The following is a 20,231-nucleotide window of genomic DNA, read 5'->3' as shown; positions in this document are numbered from 1 at the left end:
CTTATATTTGCCGGCTCTATGAGTAAACCGGAACGTCAAACCGCCCTCTTTTTAAAACCGAATCGTCTCCATCAGCGCTGGTCGCCGGTAGAAGCTTTTTATATCACCAAACAGGCCAGGGGCGTGGATTTCGCCCGGGAAGCACTGGATGGGGATGTAGTGCGCAAAGCCTTTCCTGCCTGGCCAAGGGTTGCGCAGGAATGCCTTGCTGTTTTAGGGGATGAAGCACTCACCCAACTGGTTCAACAACTTACCCGTACGCATGCCAAACAAAAAGCCGGCACTTCACTTACTGCTTATATTGATCGCTCTTTTGTGCGGCAGGTACACCAGCTGTTTTCTCAATTGCTGGAGCAGGAAGTTGATTTCAGCTGGTATCACCAGACGATCAATCCCAAAACCGGCAATCATCTTACGATCAGTTGTAAAGTGATGCGGCAGGCTCCTGAACTGCGATTTAAAGTGGATAAATCGGAAGCCGGACTCGAACTGATTCCTCTTGTTAAAGTAGATATAGAATTTGAACCTCTGAGTGAATTTCAGCGGGAATATTTTTTTCTTTTCAGGGAAAACAGCTACTGGTTGTTGAGTATGACAGATTACCAGACCCTTCAGTGGCTGGCGGCAAATGATCCGGCGGTTTATGCAGCCGATCCCGCAGGATTTTCTGAACATGTATTGAAAAGACTGGAGCAGGACTATACCATTGAAATGGGTGCTGTTTTAAACAAGGATATCGTGGAAGTGGAGCCAACCCATGCGATTTATCTGAGTGAGATAAGTGGCAGCTTCCTGATGCTGACTCCCCGCTGGAACTACGATGGATTTTGGGTAGAAGGCGCATTCAAACTAACGGAGGAGTTTAACCGAAATGGACAGGTATATGTAGTCAAACGTAATCGGGCAGCAGAACAGGCTTTTCATGATAAACTGCAATCCCTTCACCCGAATTTCGCCAAACAACTGAACGGGGTATTCAATCTTCCCTTTGCTGAGGCAAAGAAAAAGCACTGGTTCCTGAAAGTATATCACCGGCTAATTGAAGAGAATGTAGAACTGCTGGGAATGGAGTTGTTGCGCACCTTCCGGTATTCACCCTTCCCTCCGGAAACAACATGTGTTATCATCAAAACTATCGGCAACTCCCTGCATATTCAATTTTCACTCCGCTTTGGTGGTGAAACGATTCCACTAGCCGAATTGCAAAAGTTATTACTGGCAGGTGTGAAATCAGTTTTACTCAAGGATCACTCCATTGGAGTACTTACCGAAGAATGGTTATCGCGTTACAGTGCGATCATCAAACATGGGAAGATCAAAGGTGCTGAGTTAATCGTTCCTCAATGGATATTGCTGGGCTTGAAGAAAGAAGAAAATTCGGATAACCATGAGGGTGAGGTAACAGGAGATGCAGTAACTGAAGGATCTTATGCTTTGAGAAGAGCCATCGCCAGGGAATGGTGGGAAAAATGGCTGCACTGGCAATCTGCTGAAACGGCACTGATTCCGGTTCCTTCTACAGTAAAAGCTGTATTAAGGCCTTACCAACAGAAGGGCTTCGAATGGATCAGCCTGTTGTCAGAGATTGATGCGGGCGCCTGCCTGGCAGATGATATGGGCTTGGGTAAAACACTTCAAACCATTTGCTTCCTGGCACATCGGCAGGAAGGGCCGGGAACTGATCTTCGATTAAGCATGATTGTTTGTCCGGCTACCTTAATGCACAACTGGAGAAAGGAACTCGAAAAATTTGCACCTTCCCTTCGCTCTTTTGTATATCATGGAACTTCCCGGGATATGGAAGGGTTTCGATCTTCGGGTGCAAAAGTTCTAATTACAAGTTATGGGACTCTTCGTTCTGATATTGAATCGCTTCAGGTGGTGAACTGGGATGCGGTAGTGTTGGATGAAAGTCATACTATCAAGAATCCATCGGCGCAGATTACCCGTGCAGTGTATCAGTTAAAAGCTACAGCCCGTGTGGCCTTAAGTGGTACTCCTGTAATGAATAATACCTTCGACTTATATGCGCAACTGCAATTTCTGGTTCCGGGTCTGTTTGGTCAGCCCGAGTTTTTCCGAAAGGAATACGCGCATCCGATTGACCGGGAGCGCAATGAGGAAAAAGTGCAGGCATTAAAACAACTGACTGCACCATTTGTGTTGCGAAGAACCAAACAACAGGTGGCTACCGATCTGCCGCCTAAAACAGAATCGGTGCTTTGGTGTGAGATGTCGCCGGATCAGAAAGCGATGTACGAGGAAACAAAGAGCCAGATTCGCGATAGTATTTTCCTGAATATCCGGCAGGAAGGAATTGGTAAGAGTAAACTCTCCATCCTGGCGGGCATGCAGAAACTGCGACAGATTTGTGCCGCGCCGGCATTATTAAAAGATAGCGGATTAATGCAGGCAGACTCTGTGAAAATCGAAGTATTGATGGAAGAGTTACAGCACAATCTTCGTTCCAATAAAGTATTGGTGTTTTCACAGTTTAGGGGAATGTTGCATATGATTGGAAAAGCCTGCCAGCAGGCGGGACTTGCCTATTATCATTTTGATGGTGAGACTCCACCAGCGAAGAGGGCAGAACTGGTAGAGCAGTTCCAGGCACCGGATAATGATGTCAATATTTTCCTTATCAGTTTGAAAGCTGGCAATACCGGTTTGACCTTAACGGCTGCGGATTATGTGTTCCTAGTAGATCCCTGGTGGAATACAGCTGTTCAGCAGCAGGCGGTTGACCGGGCCTACCGGATCGGGCAAACAAAAAATGTATTTGCTTACCAGATGATCTGTAAAGATACCATTGAAGAAAAAATCATCGAACTGCAGGAGCGGAAACGACTGCTGTCACAAACCCTGGTTCCCGACGATGAGAGCTTCATCAAACAACTGACAGAAGATGATCTTCAGTATTTGTTCTCCTAACCTCTCCACCCGTCCGGTGGCACCGGACGGGTGACAAAAGGCACGCAACGATTCCGGAAAGATTGGGTACTTTGCTTCAAATTTTTGAGATGGGAACCATTAAATTAACAACGGAACAGTTTAAAGAGCAGGTTTTCAATTACGATGGCGCTACTGAATGGTCATATAGTGGTACGCTGCCTGCAATTGTAGATTTTTATGCAGACTGGTGTGGTCCCTGCAAAATGGTAGCCCCGATCCTAGAAGATTTGGCGAAAGAATACGAAGGAAAACTGCTGATCTATAAAGTGGATACCGATGCAGAACAGGAACTGAGTGCAGTATTCGGCATCCAGAGCATTCCTACATTACTGTTTATTCCGGTTGGATCTCAGCCGATGATGCAACCCGGCGCGCTACCTAAAGCGGCCTTAAAACAAATTATAAATGATCATCTCATCGTTAAGCAGGATTAATTCAGCATAATAAAAGCCGCTTCGAAAATGAAGCGGCTTTTTTTCACACAACCTATCAGGACGACAACGTCGGATTTTTGGATAATTAGGCAGCAATGGCTTGAAGCAGTGTCTCGCCAATAACATGTTCAACATGTGCTGAATGTTCTGCAGCTCCTTTTTCCAATACCACCACTTTGTTGAGTTGGGGCTCCAGTCCGAATATCTGAACCGGGCTACCGTTTATGCTTACCCGAAAACGGGGTAATTCGTTGGCGGCTGTATAAGGTTTGGCTACTACTTCCAGCGGCTGACCATTCACTACCACTTCAAAATTCAATGCTTTTTGTTTTATTTTCTTTGCCATAGTTTGTCCATTTTAGTGATGAATGCTATTCTCACCAGTATAGGTTCAATAACTATGCCTCAGCGGGTAGAGAAATGTTAAAATGGCCTAACTATTTGACTTCTATGTGTTTACCGTTACCTGTTTTTTTCTGGAGAAGCTGTTTAGGTAGCGTAATATTCAATATGCCGTTGTCGTAAACTGCATTAATCTGTTCCTGTATCACTTCTTCAGGCAGATTAAAACTTCTGCTGAAACTGTTGTAATTATATTCTTTCCTGGAGTAGGCTTTGTCTTTCTCTTCTTTTGTTTCTTCTTTCTCGCAGCTTACTGTAAGCATATTGCCTTCAATATCAATATTGAAGTCTTTTTTCTCCATGCCAGGTATTGCCAGAGAGATCAGGTAGTTTTCTTTGTTGTCGGTAATGTTGACGGCGGGTACTTTCATGGTTCGGTTCCAGATATGTCCACTGTCGAACCATTCATTCCAGGGTTTGAAGAAATCTTCAAAAATTGAAGGGGTGCTTTCTTTTTGCACCATGGGTTTGTTTGCCATAACAACCTCCTTATGTTTAGTTGTGATTTAAGACTACTAATTTCAGAAGAAACAAACCCAAAAAAAATGAGGAGCGTCAGGAGAACCCCTGATAGGTGTCAGACAGGTGTATTTACACCTGTCTGACGTTTACTATAACTTATTCGTACACACGGATATAATCCACTTCCATAGATGAGCTCGTAAATCCGGCTTCCACCGGACCAGGAAAATTACCTCCCATCGCCACGTTCATGATGAAGAAGAAATCCTGATTAAATGGAACTGCTGCTGAATTGTTGAGGGAATGTACCAGCTGGTCATCTACAAACAACTGGATTTTATCCGCTCTCCATTCCATGCTGTATTTATGAAACTCGGTAGTGGCGTTCTGAATTCTGCGGGTTCCACCATCTGCATTTCCACCGAAGCGACCTGGATAATGAAAAGTTGCATAGATATTATTCAGATCACGGCCGAGGTGCTCCATGATATCAATCTCACCGCAGGCTGGCCAGCCCACCTGGTCGATATTTGCACCCAGCATCCAGATCGCGGGCCAGGTACCAACACCCACCGGCATTTTTGCACTTACTTCTACGCGGCCATATTTCATAGTGAACTTACCCTTGGAAAGCAAACGCGCGGACGTATAGGCACTGCCATTGAAATCTTCCTTGCGGGCAGTAATTCTCAATACACCATTCGTTACCACTACATTTTCTGCGCGATTGGTATAATACTGAAGTTCCTGGTTACCCCATCCGTTCTGACCTGTACCAATATCATATCCCCACTTGGTTGGATCAGGAGCACCATTCGAATTGAATTCGTCACTCCAGATTAGGCCCGGTTCATTGGAAGTTACATTCACACGAATTTGCGTACTCTTGGTGAGGTCTCCTGCTGTATTGCTTGCTTTCACCGTAACAACATACAGGTTGTTGCCCGCAGTTGAATAGGTGTATTCCAATTCACCATCTTCATCGGTTTGTGATACGCCGTTTCCAAATTCAAACAAATAGGAACTCGCATTACGTGCCGTTGCTTTAAATGTTACCAGTCCGCTGCCGTCAGCTGCAACGTCAGCTGAAATAACCAACTGGGTAGGTGCTCCATTCGAAGGCTCAGATTCATTCTCTTTGGAGCAACTGGTTGCTGCCAGTAAATAGCTAGCTATTAATAGTATGTTCATAATGATTCGCATCTTGTTAAGGTTTTACTTTTAATTTTTGATACCAGGCATTACCATCCACTCCAATATTGCGCAGGTGGATAGTATTCTCCGTAATTGAAAGGATTTCATACACATTAGCACCAGTTGCAAAATTGATGGCGCCATTGCCGGGTACGGAAAACTGAATCCGGGTAGATACGGAAGCCGGTGCTCCTGAAGTAGCATCACTGAAGGTCAATGCTTTTACTCCGCTTACATCAAGCGGATAACAATCTTCCGGACCACTGAATCCATAAGATCCAACGGAAGCTCCCTGGATCAGACTTGCACCCTTGTTGTCGATTGTCATGCTTACCCTGTTATTCGCATCCCGGCTAAAGGTGATCTCATCATCATAGAAACAACCGGTAAAAGCTTTCTCATCAGGAGATGCCTGGTACCAAATGGGTTCAAATGCATCTGCCGGACCTACACCGATATGTCCCGCCGCCTGGTTATCTGTTACCCAAACTTTGCTGCCATTTCCAGTAAGTGATGAAAGAATTGCAGCTGGGATTTCAAATATTACATTCACAGCAACCTTTTTGCTAATGGTTGAAACCACGCCGGCAGTACCAATGGCGTTTACTGTTACAACATATTCCTGGGTACCGGGAGTACCATAGCGATAGCGAACAGTTCCACCAGGAACCATGCGTGTAATACCGTCTCCAAAATCAATCTTGTAGGTGATTGCATTGCTGGCACTGGCTTCTATTTGTACATAACCGGATCCGTTTCCTTCCGGATTGGAAGCGTCTGCACCTTCCACCACGATATCAAGTGCCAGTTCGGATGGAGTCTTGATTTCTCCAAAGGAATATTCTTCTTTCTGACAGGCTACAATACCAGTTCCAAGAACTCCAACCAGTACTATACCTGTGATGTATTTTCGAATAGTCATAATTGTTAGTTTAATGTGATGTCATCAAAATACCAGGTAAAATTCGCTGAGCCGTCACCGGGAGTCCCCAGGTCGAAAATCAGCACTATTTTCTGATAGCTGTTGGCTGTATTGATGGCTGAATAGTCGAAGCTGAGTGTTTCCCATTCTCCTGCTTTGCTAGTGCTCAGTTCTCTTTCAAAGGCAATACCTCCATCATTCTGGTTTTCTACCTTGAGTAGAACCTTAGCACCTACCCTCGGAGAATATACTTTCATGGTAAAGGTTTTCTTTACAGAAAAATCAATCGGGGCAGCAAGTGAAAGAAAAGCACCTCCCCAGGGCTGGCCAGCATTTTTTACCATGCGACCAACTTTGCTGCTGGTATTACTACCTCCACTTACCGGATTATCAATTATGGTTACCTGTCCGCCATCAAAATTCACAAAGTCGTAGGCCAATGTTGCAGATTCAAAGCTCAACGGCAGGGCCAATACGTCATTGCCACCACCGGCTCCAACCATTTGCACATCGTCCCAATAGAACACTTTACCATTGCCATTGGTGCCAAAGTCAAAGAAGATGGATGCTTTATCGTAATTATTGCTCAGGTTCAATGCAGGTGTACCGGTATTAAAGTCAAACTCCAATGTTTCCCATGCATTTGCAACCGTGGTGGTGGCTAATTTTTCAACAAAGATGCCCCCGTCTGTATGGTCTTCCACTTTCAGCAGCACCGGAATGCCGGCTGCAGGTGAATAGACCCGCACACTCATTTTGGTGGCAGTAGCAGTAAAGGGAATTTTCTGCGGAAAACCTGATGGTGTTCCAATAGTAGTACCGGCCCAAACTTCAGCACCATTACCTTTAGTTGTTTTCTTCACATTATTCGATGCATTGGTTGGATCAATTGCATCTTCGCTGCTGTTCCCGCCAAAGTCTGTTACTGTGTAGTCCACATTATCCAGGTCGAATGTTACCGGCAGTGATATGGGTGCATCTGTAGGTGGCAAACTGTTCACCAGCCGGATATCATCAAACAGGAAGGTGAAATTCGCAGATCCGTCACCCGGGGTACCAAGATCAAATATTAATACTACTTTCTGGTAACTATTGGAAGTATTGATGGCACTGAAATCAAATACCAGGTCCTCCCATTCATTTGCCTTAGTTACAGGTTGTTGCAATTCATAGAAAATACCGCCATCCGAAATGTTTTCCACTTTAAGCAGTACTGTTGCTCCAGCTCTTGGAGAATAGACTTTCATGCGAAAGATCTTGTTGGCGCTGAAATCAATTGGCTGACTTAATGTAATTACAGAACCACCCCATGGCTCCGGAGCATATTTGATCATTTGTCCCACTTTAGTGGAAGGGTTACCCGGATTTACATGGGGGTTATCAACCAGTGTTACCACACCTCCGCCGAAATTGATCCATTCGTAATTGAGCGTACTGTTTTCAAAGTCTAACGGCAACAGCAACGGATTCACAATGGTGATCTCTTTACTCAATTCGGTACTGGCTTGACCGCCACTCAACGCTACAACGCGGATAGTATACGTTCCTGTTTGCGCATAAGTATAACTAGCAGTTCCTCCTTCGAGTAATGATACCGGCTCCTCATCTTCCTCTTCCCCGAAATAAACACGGAATACAGTTTCATAATCAGCGGTCGCGCTAATGTTCACCCTGAATGGATTGGAAGGATCAATGGTTGCCGTAAAATCCAGGTTTTCAGGAGCTTTGAAGCTTACAGTCAGGGGTTGTGTTACTTCAGTGGTCAAACCATTCACGCCAATCCCCAATATACGTACGTTGTAATTTCCTTCTGCGTATACGTGTTCCACATTTCTACCGGGACTAACCCGCTGCGGTTGTTGTGTGCCATCTCCGAAATGTACCAGGTAATAAGCCATACCTTCTCCGTTTGGATAGATGCTCACCTTACCGGTATTGTCCTGTGTGATATCAAACATCGCGCTTAGTTTGTCCGGCGCGGCGGCTCCCTCTGCGAAAGCAATATCGTCGAAACTTTCTTTCTTACAGCCACTCCAAAGCAGCCCTAAGGAAAGTCCAAGTATGAGTATTCGTTTCATGTTTCAATTTTTTGGATGATCAATTAATAACCGGGGTTCTGAGGTAACTCAGATACATCCACTTCTTCCTGTGGTATAGGGAAAACCTCGTGTTTGCCAGTTACAAATCCGGTGATTTCCTGTGCTGCTCTGCCTGTTCGTACCAGGTCAAAGAAACGATCTCCTTCCATAGCCAGTTCCAACCTGCGCTCATTCCAGATAGCTTCGGTCAATGCAGCTCCGGTTGCTGTGATGTTGTGATCATTGTCGCCAAATGCACGCTGCCTCACCCTATTCAGGTAATCCTGTGCTTTTGCAGTGTTGGGGGATGCTTTCCGGTTATTGGCTTCTGCCGCCATCAATAATACGTCAGCGAAGCGGATTACGCGGTTGTTGTTCAGATAGTTCAACTCTATTTGCCCGGATGTTTCACCCTTGCGCGGATGGTATTTATGGTTGTACAAGCCTGTGTTTTTATAAGGAGCAACCAGGTAGGTGATATTAAACTGAGGGTTGGCAGCACTATAGGCTTCGATATCCAGAATGGTTACATTCTTACGAGTATCATCTGTATCAAACGCATTGGCCAGTTCCTGAGTTGGCAGGTTTACACTCCATCCCTGGGCATACGGGCTGCCACCTGTCAGGTTCCGTACGCCATGGTGCTGTACAGCAAAATTACCCTGTCCGCGACCTGGATTACTCCAATCATAGAAGGGATTGTTATTGCTGTACTGGATTTCAAATACAGACTCCGGACCGTTTTCGCCACTGGCGAGGAAGATGTTTCCGAAATTGGGAAGCAGGCTGAAGGGGCCATTGATCACTTCCTCGAGTACGGTAGCCGCTTCATCAAATTTTGCCGGATTGGTACTTCCCTGGTAAAGCAGGACTTTACCCAACAAGGCCTGCGCTGCATATTTGGTAGCACGACCGGGTTCATTTACTGTTGTAGGAAGAGTAGCAATTGCAGTACGCAGATCCGTTTCGATTTGCGCATAAACTTCTGCTTTAGGTGTACGGCCAAGCGACTTGCTATCACCAACACCTAAACGACGCTCAGTAAACAGGGGCACATCTCCGAAGAAACGCACCAATTCAAAATAATAATAGGCACGCAGGAAATAAGCCTGTGCATATACCTGGTCCTTAGCTGCGAATTCCAGTTTGTTTTTATTTTCTTCCAGGTAATTGGCCCGGTTGATGCCTTCGTAGCAGGTTCTCCAGATTTCTGTGAGGTAACTGTTAACAGGAATGGTAGTGTAATCATCCATTTGCTGTAACCCCAATACATCGGTAGCGTTTTCGCCTCCTGAAACGGAGTTGTCAGAAGCTACATCACCAATAACGGGAACTGCCCAAAGCCACTGAAGAGGTGAATAAACACCGACCAGCATTTTCTGGTAATCGTCGGCAGTTTTAAAATAATCATCGGCAGTGATCTGATAATCCTCTCTCGGACTATAGTCAATAAACTTGGAGCAGGAAGGTGTGGCAGCCATCAGGGCCAGACCAACTGCTATGTATAAACGATTTTTCATTGTGCTCTGTTTGTGGTTAGAATTTTACATCAATACCTGCAGACCAGGTACGTGCCTGTGGATATACACCGCGATCAATACCTGTATCAAAAATTCCTCCTGAGATTTCAGGATCATATCCGGAATACTTTGTGAATGTCAGCGCGTTTTTAATTTGCGCATATACCCTGATGCGGTTCACTTTGATACGCTTCATCCAGTTGCTGTTGATGGTGTAACCCAGTTGCAGGTCTTTGATCTTGATAAAAGAACCATCTTCCACATAGCGGTCGGATGCGCGGGTATTGTTATTGCCATCCACAAATGAATAGCGGGGATAACGGGCATCATTTGTAGAACCTTCTCCGGTCCAACGACCCAATACACCACGGAATTTGTTGGTCATAGCCAGGTTACGCTCATACGCGCGGTAAATGTCATTTCCTACGGATGCATATACAAAAGTGGTGAAATCAAATCCCTTGTATTCGAGATTGAGTCCCCAACCCATGGTGAAATCAGGGAAGGGATCACCTATTTGTGTGCGGTCATCAGCATTGATCTGACCATCCTTGTTCATATCCATAAAACGGATATCACCCGGCTGTGCGCCCGGCTGTGCAGAATGGGCATCCACTTCGGCCTGGTTCTGGAACAGGCCATTTGTTTTGTAACCGAAGAAATAACCGGGTGTAAATCCTTTCTCGAAACGTGTAACCTGCTGTCCCGGAATTCCGTAGTTACCGCCAGCGATCAAACCATTATTGGTTTCAGTCACTTCATTTTTAGCAGTAGTGAAGTTCACATAGGTGTTAATCTTGAAATTCTTACCAATGGTTTCATTATAATTCAGGTTAAGGTCTATACCATTGGTACGGGTTGTTCCAATATTCGCAGTTGGAAGGGCAGCTGTTCCCAGGTACAAAGAAAGTGTTGGGTTGAAGAGCAGACCACTGATGTTTTTCTGATAATAATCGGCTGATAAGCTCAGTTTGTTATTCAGGATGGCGATATCAAATCCGTAGTTCTGCTGAACCTGTTTTTCCCAACCCAGGGCGTCATTGCGGAAGGAGGCGATAGTTGCACCAATTGAGGTGGCATTTTCACCAAATGTATAACCGGCATTCTGGCCTAACCCGTAGGAGTAAACGACGTTGGAGATGCGCTGGAATTGCGGGCTCACATTTTCGTTTCCGGTAACACCATAACTTCCACGGATCTTCAGGTGATTGATAAGGTTGCTATTGAAGAAGGCTTCATTGCTAACCACCCATCCGAGTGATCCTGCATAAAAATTTGCGAATTTGTTATCCGGGCCGAAGGCATAAGATCCATCCCGGCGAGCTGTAAAGCTTACCAGGTATTTATTATCGTAATCGTAGTTAAGTCTTCCGAAATAGGAGAGGTTGCGGCGTTCATATTGAAAGCTTCCTGCTCCAAGGCCATTGTTAACTGCCTGTCCGGTTGCCGCAGAAATGTCAGCAAACTCCCAGGAGTTAAAGGGTACATCCTGACGAGAAGCATCCAAACCGTTTCCGGTTATTTTAGCTACCGACATACCCACTACCGCGTCAAAATTATGCACGTCGTTCAGTTGCCAGTTATAACTGGCGAAGTTTTCCCAGGTATAGTTGTAATAGGTGTTTTTGTACTCTGATACACTATTATGCGCTCCGGGCCTGGGTGTACCATCTGCATTGAGTGTAGAATTGATATGACCTGCTCCATAAAAGGCAAGCGGAAAGAAATTCTTACCAACCACATTCGTGTAGGTATAACCGTAACGCGAGGTCAGGTTCAGGTTTTTAATCGGAGAATAGGTCAACTCCAGTTTACCATAGAGTTTGTTGGTATTGGACTTGTTATATGTGTCTGCCAATTGGGTCAGCGGGTTGAATATCTCGGAGAGAATATTCGGGCTGGTGGCATATCTCCCATAAACATTCGGGTTCGTATTGAAGATCGGTGTAGTGGGATCAAAGTTCAGCGCGTTGGAGATCACCCCGTTAATAGAGTTCTCAGGAACTCCGGAGCCTCGAATATTCACGAAACTGGTGTTCGCCGTGAACTTCAGTTTGGAGCTCAGGTTATAGGTAATGTTGGAAGTGGCGTTGATCCTTCTGAAAAAAGATTTATCGCCGCCGCCTACAATGCCATCCTGGTTCAGGAAAGAACCGGAGAGAAAGTAAGTCAGCTTTTCAGAACCACCTCGGGCTGTCAGTGCGTGTGACTGAATTGGTGCTCTTTTGAAGATCTGGTCCTGCCAGTCGGTACCTTTTCCAAGTACACTCAGATCAGGGAAAATGAGATCACCGCCACTGGCTACTGAACCTTCATTTACAATGGCTCCGTATTCGGTAGCATTAAGTACGCCAATTTTACTGAATACTTCCTGGATACCGTAGTTTCCATTGTAGGCAAACTCCGTTTTCTGGTTCCGGCGCCCTGATTTGGTGGTTACCAGGATCACCCCGTTACCACCCTTCACACCATAAATAGATGTGGTAGCAGCATCTTTCAGCACGTTAATGGATTCAATGTCGGCAGGTGGAATAGAGTTCAGGTCGTCCAGGGTCTGGATGGATCCGTCCACAATTACCACCGGATCGGTGCCTGTATAGGATGGAATACCGCGGATCAGTACGGTTGGTTTGGCTCCAGGAGTACCCGGTGAAATTACCGTAACCCCGGATGCCCGGCCCTGAATCGCATCTTCAGCACGAACCGGACGCAGCTTTTCAATTTCCTTTTCTTTTACAGTGGCAATGGCACCGGAAATCTTGGTCACTTTCTGGGTTCCATAACCCACCACTACTACCTCGTCCATTTGGCCAGACTTAGGCATCAGCGTAACGCTCAGTATGGAACCAGTAATCCGAACTTCCTGTTCAGTAAAATTTAAAGAGGAAACGGTGAGGGTGGTAGCGGAAGCAGGAACTTCCAGGGTGAAATTCCCGTTTTCATCAGTGCTTGTTCCCTGGGTACTACCTTTCACCAGGACAGAAGCATTGGGAACGGGATTTCCTTTGTCGTCAGTTACCCGTCCGGTTACAGGTTTGGTTTGAGAGAAGCCGAAAACTGCCAGCAGCAGCCCGACCCAGAGTAGCAATACTCGTCGCAGCACTTTTTTCATATGCAAGCTAATTTTAATTAATGCCCGTTAAATGCGGGAGATTAAATCTAGGAATCCAAATCGCCGCAAGCAAGCAAACCTATACAACACGACTACATCAATCATGATCAGTTGATTGATTATCAATGTAAATCAACTACATCATCACTACATCAATTCAATTTTGTAAGTTTATATGATGAAAAAATGTTGGTGGTTACTGGGGTTGTTTTTAACAGCGAAAGCATGGTCGCAGAATACGATCGGCCTGCCCAGGATCATCAATTATACCAAGACAGATTTCCGCGGTGGAGCCCAAACCTGGGATATCCGGCAGGATTCAGCCGGGCGGATCTATTTTGCCAACAATGAGGGGCTGCTAACTTTTGATGGCAGGTTTTGGAAGGATTATGCGCTCCCCAATAAAACCATATTACGTTCCCTGGCCCTCGATGAAAACAGGATATATGTGGGTGGTCAGGGAGAGTTGGGGTATTTTAGTCCGGATAGCGGGGGGCAATTGGCTTATCATTCGTTGCTGGCAGAGTTACCCGCTGATCAGCGAACTTTTGCAGATATCTGGGATATTGAAATATGGGGGTCGGCGGTTTTTTTCCGGGCCCTTGACCGGATCATAGAATGGCAGAATGGTAAAGCCAGGGTGTTCAAAGCGCAATCGGAATGGGTTTGGTTGAAAAAAATGGGTAATAGGTTATTTGCGCAGGATGTTGTGAATGGGTTGTTTGAATGGCGCGAGGATCAATGGCAGCCGGTCAAGGGAAATCAATTGGTACAATTCAAACCGATAAATGGCATGCTCCAGGCCGGAGCAGATTCCATCTTAATGCTGACCGTTCGGGAGGGGGGGTATTGGCTGGTGCGTGATTCGATTCATACCGCCACCGCATTTCCCAAAAGCTTCTTTCCATCGGATGTAAATGCAGTTTCCGCACTGAACCAGCAGGAGTTTATGGTTGGCACGAATTCATCCGGGGCTTTTGTACTGGATTATAAAGGTCGGATCATCCAGCAGTTAGGACGAAAGGAAGGCCTGCAAAACAATAATATATTATGTGCCCTGATTGATCGCGATGGCAATCTGTGGACAGGTTTGAACAATGGTATCAGTTTTATTGCCTACAATGCCGCAGTGAAATACATTCATCCGAATGTGGAAAATGAACTTTCGGGATTTGGTGCGAGAATACTGGACGGTCGGTTGTTTCTCGGCAGTTCGGATGGCGCATATGTGGTGAAACTGGACAGTTCGATGCAGGATCTGAGTTTTTCGAGAGGAGAGTTTAGGTTGATTCCGGGCAGTTCGGGGCAGGTGTGGCGATTGGATGAAGTAAATCAGGAGGTGTTGATGGCGCATAATGGCGGAACATACCGGGTAACAGCACAGCAGGCAGAAAAAATTGCACCAGAACCTGCCTGGATTTTTCAACCCTTGTCGCCAGTCCTGCCATCCAACGAAATCCTGGTTGGAAATTACACAGGTTTGAAACGATTGACCTATAAAGATGGACAATTCAAAAACGAAGGCAATCTCTCAGGTTTATATGAATCACTTCGGTTTCTTACAATTGATAACGATGGAACCATCTGGGCTTCTCATCCTTACCGGGGTATTTACAAAATCGAATTGTCAGGTGACCGTACCCGTTATGATGCCAAATTGTATACAGCGAAAGACGGTTTACCATCAGATCTGGGTAATCATGTTTTCAGGGTTCAGAACAGGGTAGTATTTGCCACTGAGAAAGGAGTATATGAATTTGATGCAACCAGCGGAAGCTTTGTGAAATCCGCTTTTTTGGGAAATGTTTTGGGGGAAATGGAAATCAGGTATTTGAAAGATGATATTCAGGGAAATATCTGGTTCGTTAGCGGTAAACGGATGGGTGTATTGTTGAGGGAGGAAGGGAAGATGGAGGAAGGAGGAGGGTTTATGGGGCCTGTATATTTTCCGGAACTGACAGGACAGATCTTATCCGGTTTTGAGCAGGTATATCCTTATGATCCAAGGAATGTATTCATTGCTTCTGAGAAAGGACTGGTACATCTGAATCTGGAAAAGTACCAGGCGAACCGGGTCCCCTTAACCGTACAATTAGGCCAGGTGAGGGCAATTGGTAGTAGGGATAGTATCCTTTATGGCGGATTTGGAAATTGGGAAGCAGCCAAATTGAACAGCCATTTCAGTGCCTTCCGCTTTGAATTCAGTGCGCCTTATTACGGCTTGTCCAATACCATTGAATACAGTTACAAACTGGAAGGGTTTGACGCGGACTGGAGCGAATGGTCTGTAAGAACGGAGAAGGATTACACCAATCTGACGAGTGGAACTTATGTATTCAAAGTAAAGGCAAGAACCAATCTGGGTCGCGAATCGGAGCCGGTAGCTTATCGGTTTACGGTATTGCCACCCTGGTACAAAAGCATTTATGCTTACCTGTTATACGCGGGGCTGTTTGTGTTGCTGGTGTTGGAATTGGTTCGGTGGCAGCGGAATAAATTGCGACAACAGCAGTTAAAGTTTGAAGAACAACAACGGCAATTGGAAATTCTGCACCAGTTAGAGATGGAGCAAAATGAAAAAGCAATTATCCAGTTGCAAAAGGAAAAACTCGAGAATGAGGTAAAGTACAAGAATAAGGAATTGGCGGATGCCGCCCTGCACCTGGTAGAACGAACCGATGCGTTGGCCCGGGTGAAAGAGGAATTGCAAAAACTATATAAATCGAGTGAACAGGATGCAAGTTTGAAGAAAGCCTTACAACTGGTGAATGATATCGAGCGAAACAATGAAAACTGGGACCGGTTTGCGGTGCGGTTTGATGAGATCAACAATGATTTCCTGAAAAAAATCAAAGGACTCTATCCGCAATTGACAAGTACAGACCTTAAGCTCTGTGCGTATTTGCAATTGAATATGTCTTCCAAAGAGATTGCTCAGTTAATGAACATTTCTCTTCGGGGTGTTGAAATATCCAGATACCGGCTGCGTAAAAAATTGCAATTGCCAACAGAGAAATCCTTTGTTGAGTTTTTTGCAGAATTGACCTAATTAGCGAATTAGCAGAAGGCTTCCTTTTTTCGATTCAACAGTTCCGCCCTGCAGTTGATAGGTACAGGTCCAAATGAAATTGTTGGAATCGGTTTGCTTGCCACGCAGGCTTCCATCCCATCCATTAGTTGGATCATTGGTTTCAAATATTTTCTCTCCGAATCTGTTAAAAATGACCAAGTGGAATTTTACTACAACTCCATATACCTGAGCTTTGAAGAAATCGTTTTTTTGATCGCCGTTGGGAGAAAATGCATTGGGAAAATACACTCCTATGAGGCAATCAATTGGTTCAACAAGAACGGAATCTGTGCTATGACATCCATTTAGGTCAGTACCAGTGAGATAGTATAGTCCCGGAGTTGAAACAATAATCGAGTTGGTTGTAGCACCCGTATTCCAATTATAGGACGTAAAACTGGAATTACTTTTAATCTCGACTTTGCCACCGTTTTTACATACTTCGAGTTTTTGGGGTAAAAAATCTTTGGCCGGGGGGATTCGGTCCACCAGATAAACGGTATCAGTTCCAGAACATCCGTTTTGATCGGTAACCCGTAACCAGTAGGTGCCAACCTGCTCCACTTCAATGGAGGAAGTTGTTGCTCCGGTGCTCCACAAGTATTGCTGGTAACCATTCAAACCCAATCGTATGCTTCCGGTATCGCAAAGAACAGGGTTGCCTAGCGCTGGTTGGGGCCGCGAGAAAACCTGTAAAATTCGAAGGGTGTCTGAGCTTATGCATCCTGATTCATGAGTAGCTTCTACCATATAAGTGCCAGGTTTCTGAACCTGTATTGATTGAGTTGTTTCAGTAGTATTCCATTTATATGCTAAATACCCATCAATAGCTGTCAGAGTTATTGCATCACCCTCACAAATAGAGCTATCAGCTCCAAGTTGTATAGGAGGAAGAGAGGGAAAATTAAGTTGTATGGAAGCTGTTGTTACGATGTCACAGAAATCTTTCATCGTTACTGAATAGGTTCCGGTTCTGTCGGCAATAAGACTGTCAAGTACCGAATTGTTCTGCCACTGATAGGAACTCATGAATTTGGGTGCTCGTAATACCAAAGGGGTCCCTGAGCAAATTGTACTATCCGGGCCAAAGCTGAAAGGTTCACCAGAACCTGTCACAATTATATCCAAAACAGATTCTAATAGTTGACATCCGGTTTCAAGCTTTGCGGTTATTGAATAATTTCCGGCTTTTTTAAAAAGGAATGTGGAAGTTGTGGCAGTTGTGTCAATTAATTGTATGGCAGTAGAATCATAGAGATATTGAGGCATTGCAGAACATTCCTGATTTTTAGTTAGGGTGAAAGTGTATTCTTTACCCAAGTCACAAATTTTTGATTCTCCTTCCAATTGCAGAGAGTTGCAAACTCCTGATTCACGACAAACAATGGTTGTAACAGCTTTGCCATTAAGAATAGTTATGTAAGGTTTATTTACAATTAATAAATTGGCATCTTTTACTTCCTGGTGACCTGGGGGACTTGTGAATTCTTCAAAAAAATCAGCAGGCTCTCCGGTAATTTTTACATCTGTTGACATACAGGATGCTGTTGCATTCTCAGTTATTTTTCCTTCCGAACTCAAGCTAATTATAAACGACCGATCCGCACCAAGATCTGTTAGCGAATTGGGTTCGCCTACCAGACCTGAAATCAAAAAATTAGAACCATCTTTTTTAACTGTAGATACGCGATATGTAGATAGACTATTAAATTTTCTGGACCATAAAACAATTCCATCAGGCTGAAATTTTGTTGCCTGTAGGTGGCTTAAACCATTTTCCCGCGTGGTATAGACTAACAAAAAGTTACCATCATTAGTTTCTGTGCAAACAGTAGCAAGATGGCGGTTCGTGAAATCAAATGGGTAGCCATTTATTGAAGGATACCAGAAATTGGAAATCTGGTTACCGTTCATGTCCAGGCATAGTAAACCAGGTGAAATGAACGATTGGAAATTGATTTGACGAAATCTAAAGTAGTTGATATAAAGCTTTCCTTGTTTAATGCTTAAAGAAGATGAAGTTAGGCCTTGGTCAGGTAAGCTGAAGTTTTTTTGCCAGATTATTGATCCGCTTGCAAAATCAATTCGTTGAACACTTAAGGTTCCATAAGAAATACTCAGAAATGATGTAACATAAATACTATTACCCTCAACTACCATTTTTGGTGATTTATCACTCCTCCCCATTTCTTTTTTCCAAATCACATTGCCAGAGCTGTTAATCCGAAACAGGTTAAAATTAAAATTTTGTGTGCAGGATAGTAAAATATCTCCATTCTCCAATTCAATGAGTTGTTCAGGTTCCAGGTCAGCATAATTATCGAATTGCAGAAACCATAAGATATCACCATTAGAATTAAATTTCGTCAGTATAGTGTAGGAGCCGGCATAGTGATCAAGAACCTGGTATTGTGTGCCAGCTGCTATAAAATTGCCATCTGATAAAGCCATCACCTCTGTAAAATTTCCAAGACGGGGGTATTGCGATAGAATTTTAGTGAAAGCCGGAGTTCCATTTTGATTCAGTTTTATAATCAACGGCTCAAAGTAATTAAAGTTATTGTACTTCCCCACTGACATCAGACTCCCATCTGATGTTCGGACAATATCTGTTAGATCGGTTCCTGCCAGGCCTTTCATTGTTAAATGAAAATTTTTATTGCACTGCTCTGGAAAACCTGTTTGTTCGAGGCAATAGTTACTGTTGCAAGTGTTCAATAAAGAAAATGGATTCGCTGATACAACCCATGAAATGGTAGTTGAAGTCCAGCTAGTAATACTTTCTAAGGCAACTGAAGGGATGTCTTTTATTCGAACAGAAGTAGAGTCCGAAAAACCGACCCGGTAGGAACTTGAACAATCTCCACTACTTAATAACTGGTTCACTTTCCAAACCCGAATATTATTGTTATTGGCGGGATCCCATTCATTTTCAAGAAAATGACCTCCAATTATATAACCATTACCGGGCACTGTATCTAGCCCGTAAAAATTACTTGTTTCAAAATCACCTCCGAGTCGTAAGACCATAGAATTAATTCCCGTCCGACCGTTTTTTATAAGATTTGGCATGTATGGTTTATAAGGGCCATTGGTCAGGTAAACAATTGAACTATCAGAGGAAACTCTTATAGGAATTAAGCCAACATCTTCAATTTCCTCCATTGGAAGCTCATCAAACATAGAGACAAACAATTTTCCATCATTTGTGATCTTACCATTAAATAGCGAAGGAACCTGGCGTTCGGCCTGTTCTGGTTGTGCTGCTTTATAAGCAAGTCCGAAATACATTCCACCATCGGCAAGCGGATGAAGACTAATCAGATTCTCATTGAATTTAGACAAAACATAAGTGTCCTGTTTTCGTATTTCAACCCGTTTCCATAACTCGCCGGTTGCTTTGTTAAGTTTTAAGAGCACACCGCCCATTAAGTCGCTCTCCAGCTGTGATTGTCCCCCAATCAGCAAACTGTCTTGTTTTTCCATAATACATTCCAGGCGGTCTTTTTTGCCTCCATCATACTTTCGTGTCCAGATAGTATTTCCATCCTGATCTATATTCAGAATTAAAGCATCAGCGGCAGCAGTTGCTTCATTTTGATTACAGGTGAGAACCAGCGTATTATCAGATAAGATCAGAAGGTCTGTAATTTTTTGCGTCCTTCCCTGCTGATAAAGTTCTTTTGTCCATATAGGATTGCCTTCAGCAGTTGTCTTTAGGAGAAAGGGACGCTCCTCGTTCGTACTGGCATCTGTCCACTTTCCAATGATAAAGAAATTGCCATCTTTTGATTCCTTAATTTTATTGAATTCTTCATCGCCATTGAATCTGAATTTTTTGCTCCAGCTGATCGCCCCCGTTTCAGTTAGTTTTAACAGGAAGGCATCAAAGTCACCTGGAGTGCCCGATGTTGTTCTTCCAATAACAATTGATCCTTTGTCCGCAGTATATAGAATGCCGGTGGTTTCATCATTCCCGGCTCCACCATATTCAGCTTTAAATAGTGGGAAACATTCTTGGGCAACTAGCTTACTGCCTGCAAGGACTGAAAAGAAAAGAAATAGGAATAGGTTTCGTAGCATTG

At 44.3% G+C, this 20,231-nt stretch carries 11 protein-coding genes; 3 read left to right on the top strand and 8 right to left on the bottom strand.

Features of this window, described 5'->3' with window-relative positions:
* Nucleotides 1–18: 18 nt before the first annotated feature.
* Nucleotides 19–2,931: a DEAD/DEAH box helicase gene (locus MD536_RS10075; protein WP_239598540.1), complete on the top strand. Its 2,913-nt coding sequence runs from the start codon at nucleotides 19–21 to the stop codon at nucleotides 2,929–2,931.
* 89 nt (nucleotides 2,932–3,020) lie between these two features.
* Nucleotides 3,021–3,386, top strand: coding sequence for a thioredoxin (gene trxA, locus MD536_RS10070; protein ID WP_239598538.1), 366 nt, complete (start codon nucleotides 3,021–3,023; stop codon nucleotides 3,384–3,386).
* Between the two features lie 85 nt (nucleotides 3,387–3,471).
* On the opposite strand, the gene MD536_RS10065 is transcribed toward trxA, so the two are convergent.
* The 7 genes from MD536_RS10065 to MD536_RS10035 all read right to left on the bottom strand — a co-directional run bounded on the left by MD536_RS10065 (nucleotide 3,472) and on the right by MD536_RS10035 (nucleotide 13,076).
* Nucleotides 3,472–3,732: a hypothetical protein gene (locus MD536_RS10065; RefSeq protein ID WP_234866146.1), complete on the bottom strand. Its 261-nt coding sequence runs from the start codon at nucleotides 3,730–3,732 to the stop codon at nucleotides 3,472–3,474.
* A gap of 91 nt (nucleotides 3,733–3,823) precedes the next feature.
* On the bottom strand, nucleotides 3,824–4,267 hold the full coding sequence (locus tag MD536_RS10060; protein WP_234866145.1) for an Hsp20/alpha crystallin family protein: 444 nt from the start codon (nucleotides 4,265–4,267) through the stop codon (nucleotides 3,824–3,826).
* A 139-nt stretch (nucleotides 4,268–4,406) separates the two neighbouring features.
* On the bottom strand, nucleotides 4,407–5,441 hold the full coding sequence (locus MD536_RS10055) for a family 16 glycosylhydrolase (RefSeq protein WP_239598537.1): 1,035 nt from the start codon (nucleotides 5,439–5,441) through the stop codon (nucleotides 4,407–4,409).
* Between the two features lie 16 nt (nucleotides 5,442–5,457).
* Nucleotides 5,458–6,366 carry a PKD domain-containing protein gene (locus MD536_RS10050; protein ID WP_239598536.1) on the bottom strand — a complete coding sequence of 303 codons (909 nt, stop codon included), beginning with the start codon at nucleotides 6,364–6,366 and terminating at the stop codon, nucleotides 5,458–5,460.
* A 5-nt stretch (nucleotides 6,367–6,371) separates the two neighbouring features.
* Nucleotides 6,372–8,444 (bottom strand): hypothetical protein, encoded by a 2,073-nt coding sequence (locus MD536_RS10045; protein ID WP_239598534.1) that lies wholly within the window; start codon nucleotides 8,442–8,444, stop codon nucleotides 6,372–6,374.
* Between the two features lie 23 nt (nucleotides 8,445–8,467).
* Complete coding sequence (locus MD536_RS10040) at nucleotides 8,468–9,964, bottom strand: RagB/SusD family nutrient uptake outer membrane protein (RefSeq protein WP_239598532.1); 1,497 nt, start codon at nucleotides 9,962–9,964, stop codon at nucleotides 8,468–8,470.
* Between the two features lie 16 nt (nucleotides 9,965–9,980).
* The gene (locus MD536_RS10035; RefSeq protein ID WP_239598531.1) at nucleotides 9,981–13,076 is read right to left on the bottom strand and encodes a SusC/RagA family TonB-linked outer membrane protein; all 3,096 of its coding nucleotides are present in this window, start codon (nucleotides 13,074–13,076) and stop codon (nucleotides 9,981–9,983) included.
* 175 nt (nucleotides 13,077–13,251) lie between these two features.
* Here MD536_RS10035 and MD536_RS10030 point away from each other — a divergent pair, with 175 nt between their 5' ends.
* Nucleotides 13,252–16,125 carry a ligand-binding sensor domain-containing protein gene (locus tag MD536_RS10030; RefSeq protein WP_239598529.1) on the top strand — a complete coding sequence of 958 codons (2,874 nt, stop codon included), beginning with the start codon at nucleotides 13,252–13,254 and terminating at the stop codon, nucleotides 16,123–16,125.
* Here the strand turns inward: MD536_RS10030 and MD536_RS10025 are convergent, their stop codons facing one another.
* Complete coding sequence (locus MD536_RS10025; protein WP_239598524.1) at nucleotides 16,126–20,229, bottom strand: T9SS type B sorting domain-containing protein; 4,104 nt, start codon at nucleotides 20,227–20,229, stop codon at nucleotides 16,126–16,128. It lies immediately after the preceding gene.
* Between the last annotated feature and the right edge of the window lie 2 nt (nucleotides 20,230–20,231).

Source organism: Flavihumibacter cheonanensis (genome assembly GCF_022352215.1).
GTDB classification, from domain to species: Bacteria; Bacteroidota; Bacteroidia; order Chitinophagales; family Chitinophagaceae; genus Flavihumibacter; species Flavihumibacter cheonanensis.
This window is presented reverse-complemented; position numbering and strand designations above follow the sequence as displayed.

Coding starts and splice junctions, on each gene's coding strand:
- MD536_RS10075 (WP_239598540.1), top strand. CDS start 19: ATGAGTAAACCGGAACGTCAAACCGCCCTCTTTTTAAAACCGAATCGT.
- trxA (WP_239598538.1), top strand. CDS start 3,021: ATGGGAACCATTAAATTAACAACGGAACAGTTTAAAGAGCAGGTTTTC.
- MD536_RS10065 (WP_234866146.1), bottom strand. CDS start 3,732: ATGGCAAAGAAAATAAAACAAAAAGCATTGAATTTTGAAGTGGTAGTG.
- MD536_RS10060 (WP_234866145.1), bottom strand. CDS start 4,267: ATGGCAAACAAACCCATGGTGCAAAAAGAAAGCACCCCTTCAATTTTT.
- MD536_RS10055 (WP_239598537.1), bottom strand. CDS start 5,441: ATGAACATACTATTAATAGCTAGCTATTTACTGGCAGCAACCAGTTGC.
- MD536_RS10050 (WP_239598536.1), bottom strand. CDS start 6,366: ATGACTATTCGAAAATACATCACAGGTATAGTACTGGTTGGAGTTCTT.
- MD536_RS10045 (WP_239598534.1), bottom strand. CDS start 8,444: ATGAAACGAATACTCATACTTGGACTTTCCTTAGGGCTGCTTTGGAGT.
- MD536_RS10040 (WP_239598532.1), bottom strand. CDS start 9,964: ATGAAAAATCGTTTATACATAGCAGTTGGTCTGGCCCTGATGGCTGCC.
- MD536_RS10035 (WP_239598531.1), bottom strand. CDS start 13,076: ATGAAAAAAGTGCTGCGACGAGTATTGCTACTCTGGGTCGGGCTGCTG.
- MD536_RS10030 (WP_239598529.1), top strand. CDS start 13,252: ATGATGAAAAAATGTTGGTGGTTACTGGGGTTGTTTTTAACAGCGAAA.
- MD536_RS10025 (WP_239598524.1), bottom strand. CDS start 20,229: ATGCTACGAAACCTATTCCTATTTCTTTTCTTTTCAGTCCTTGCAGGC.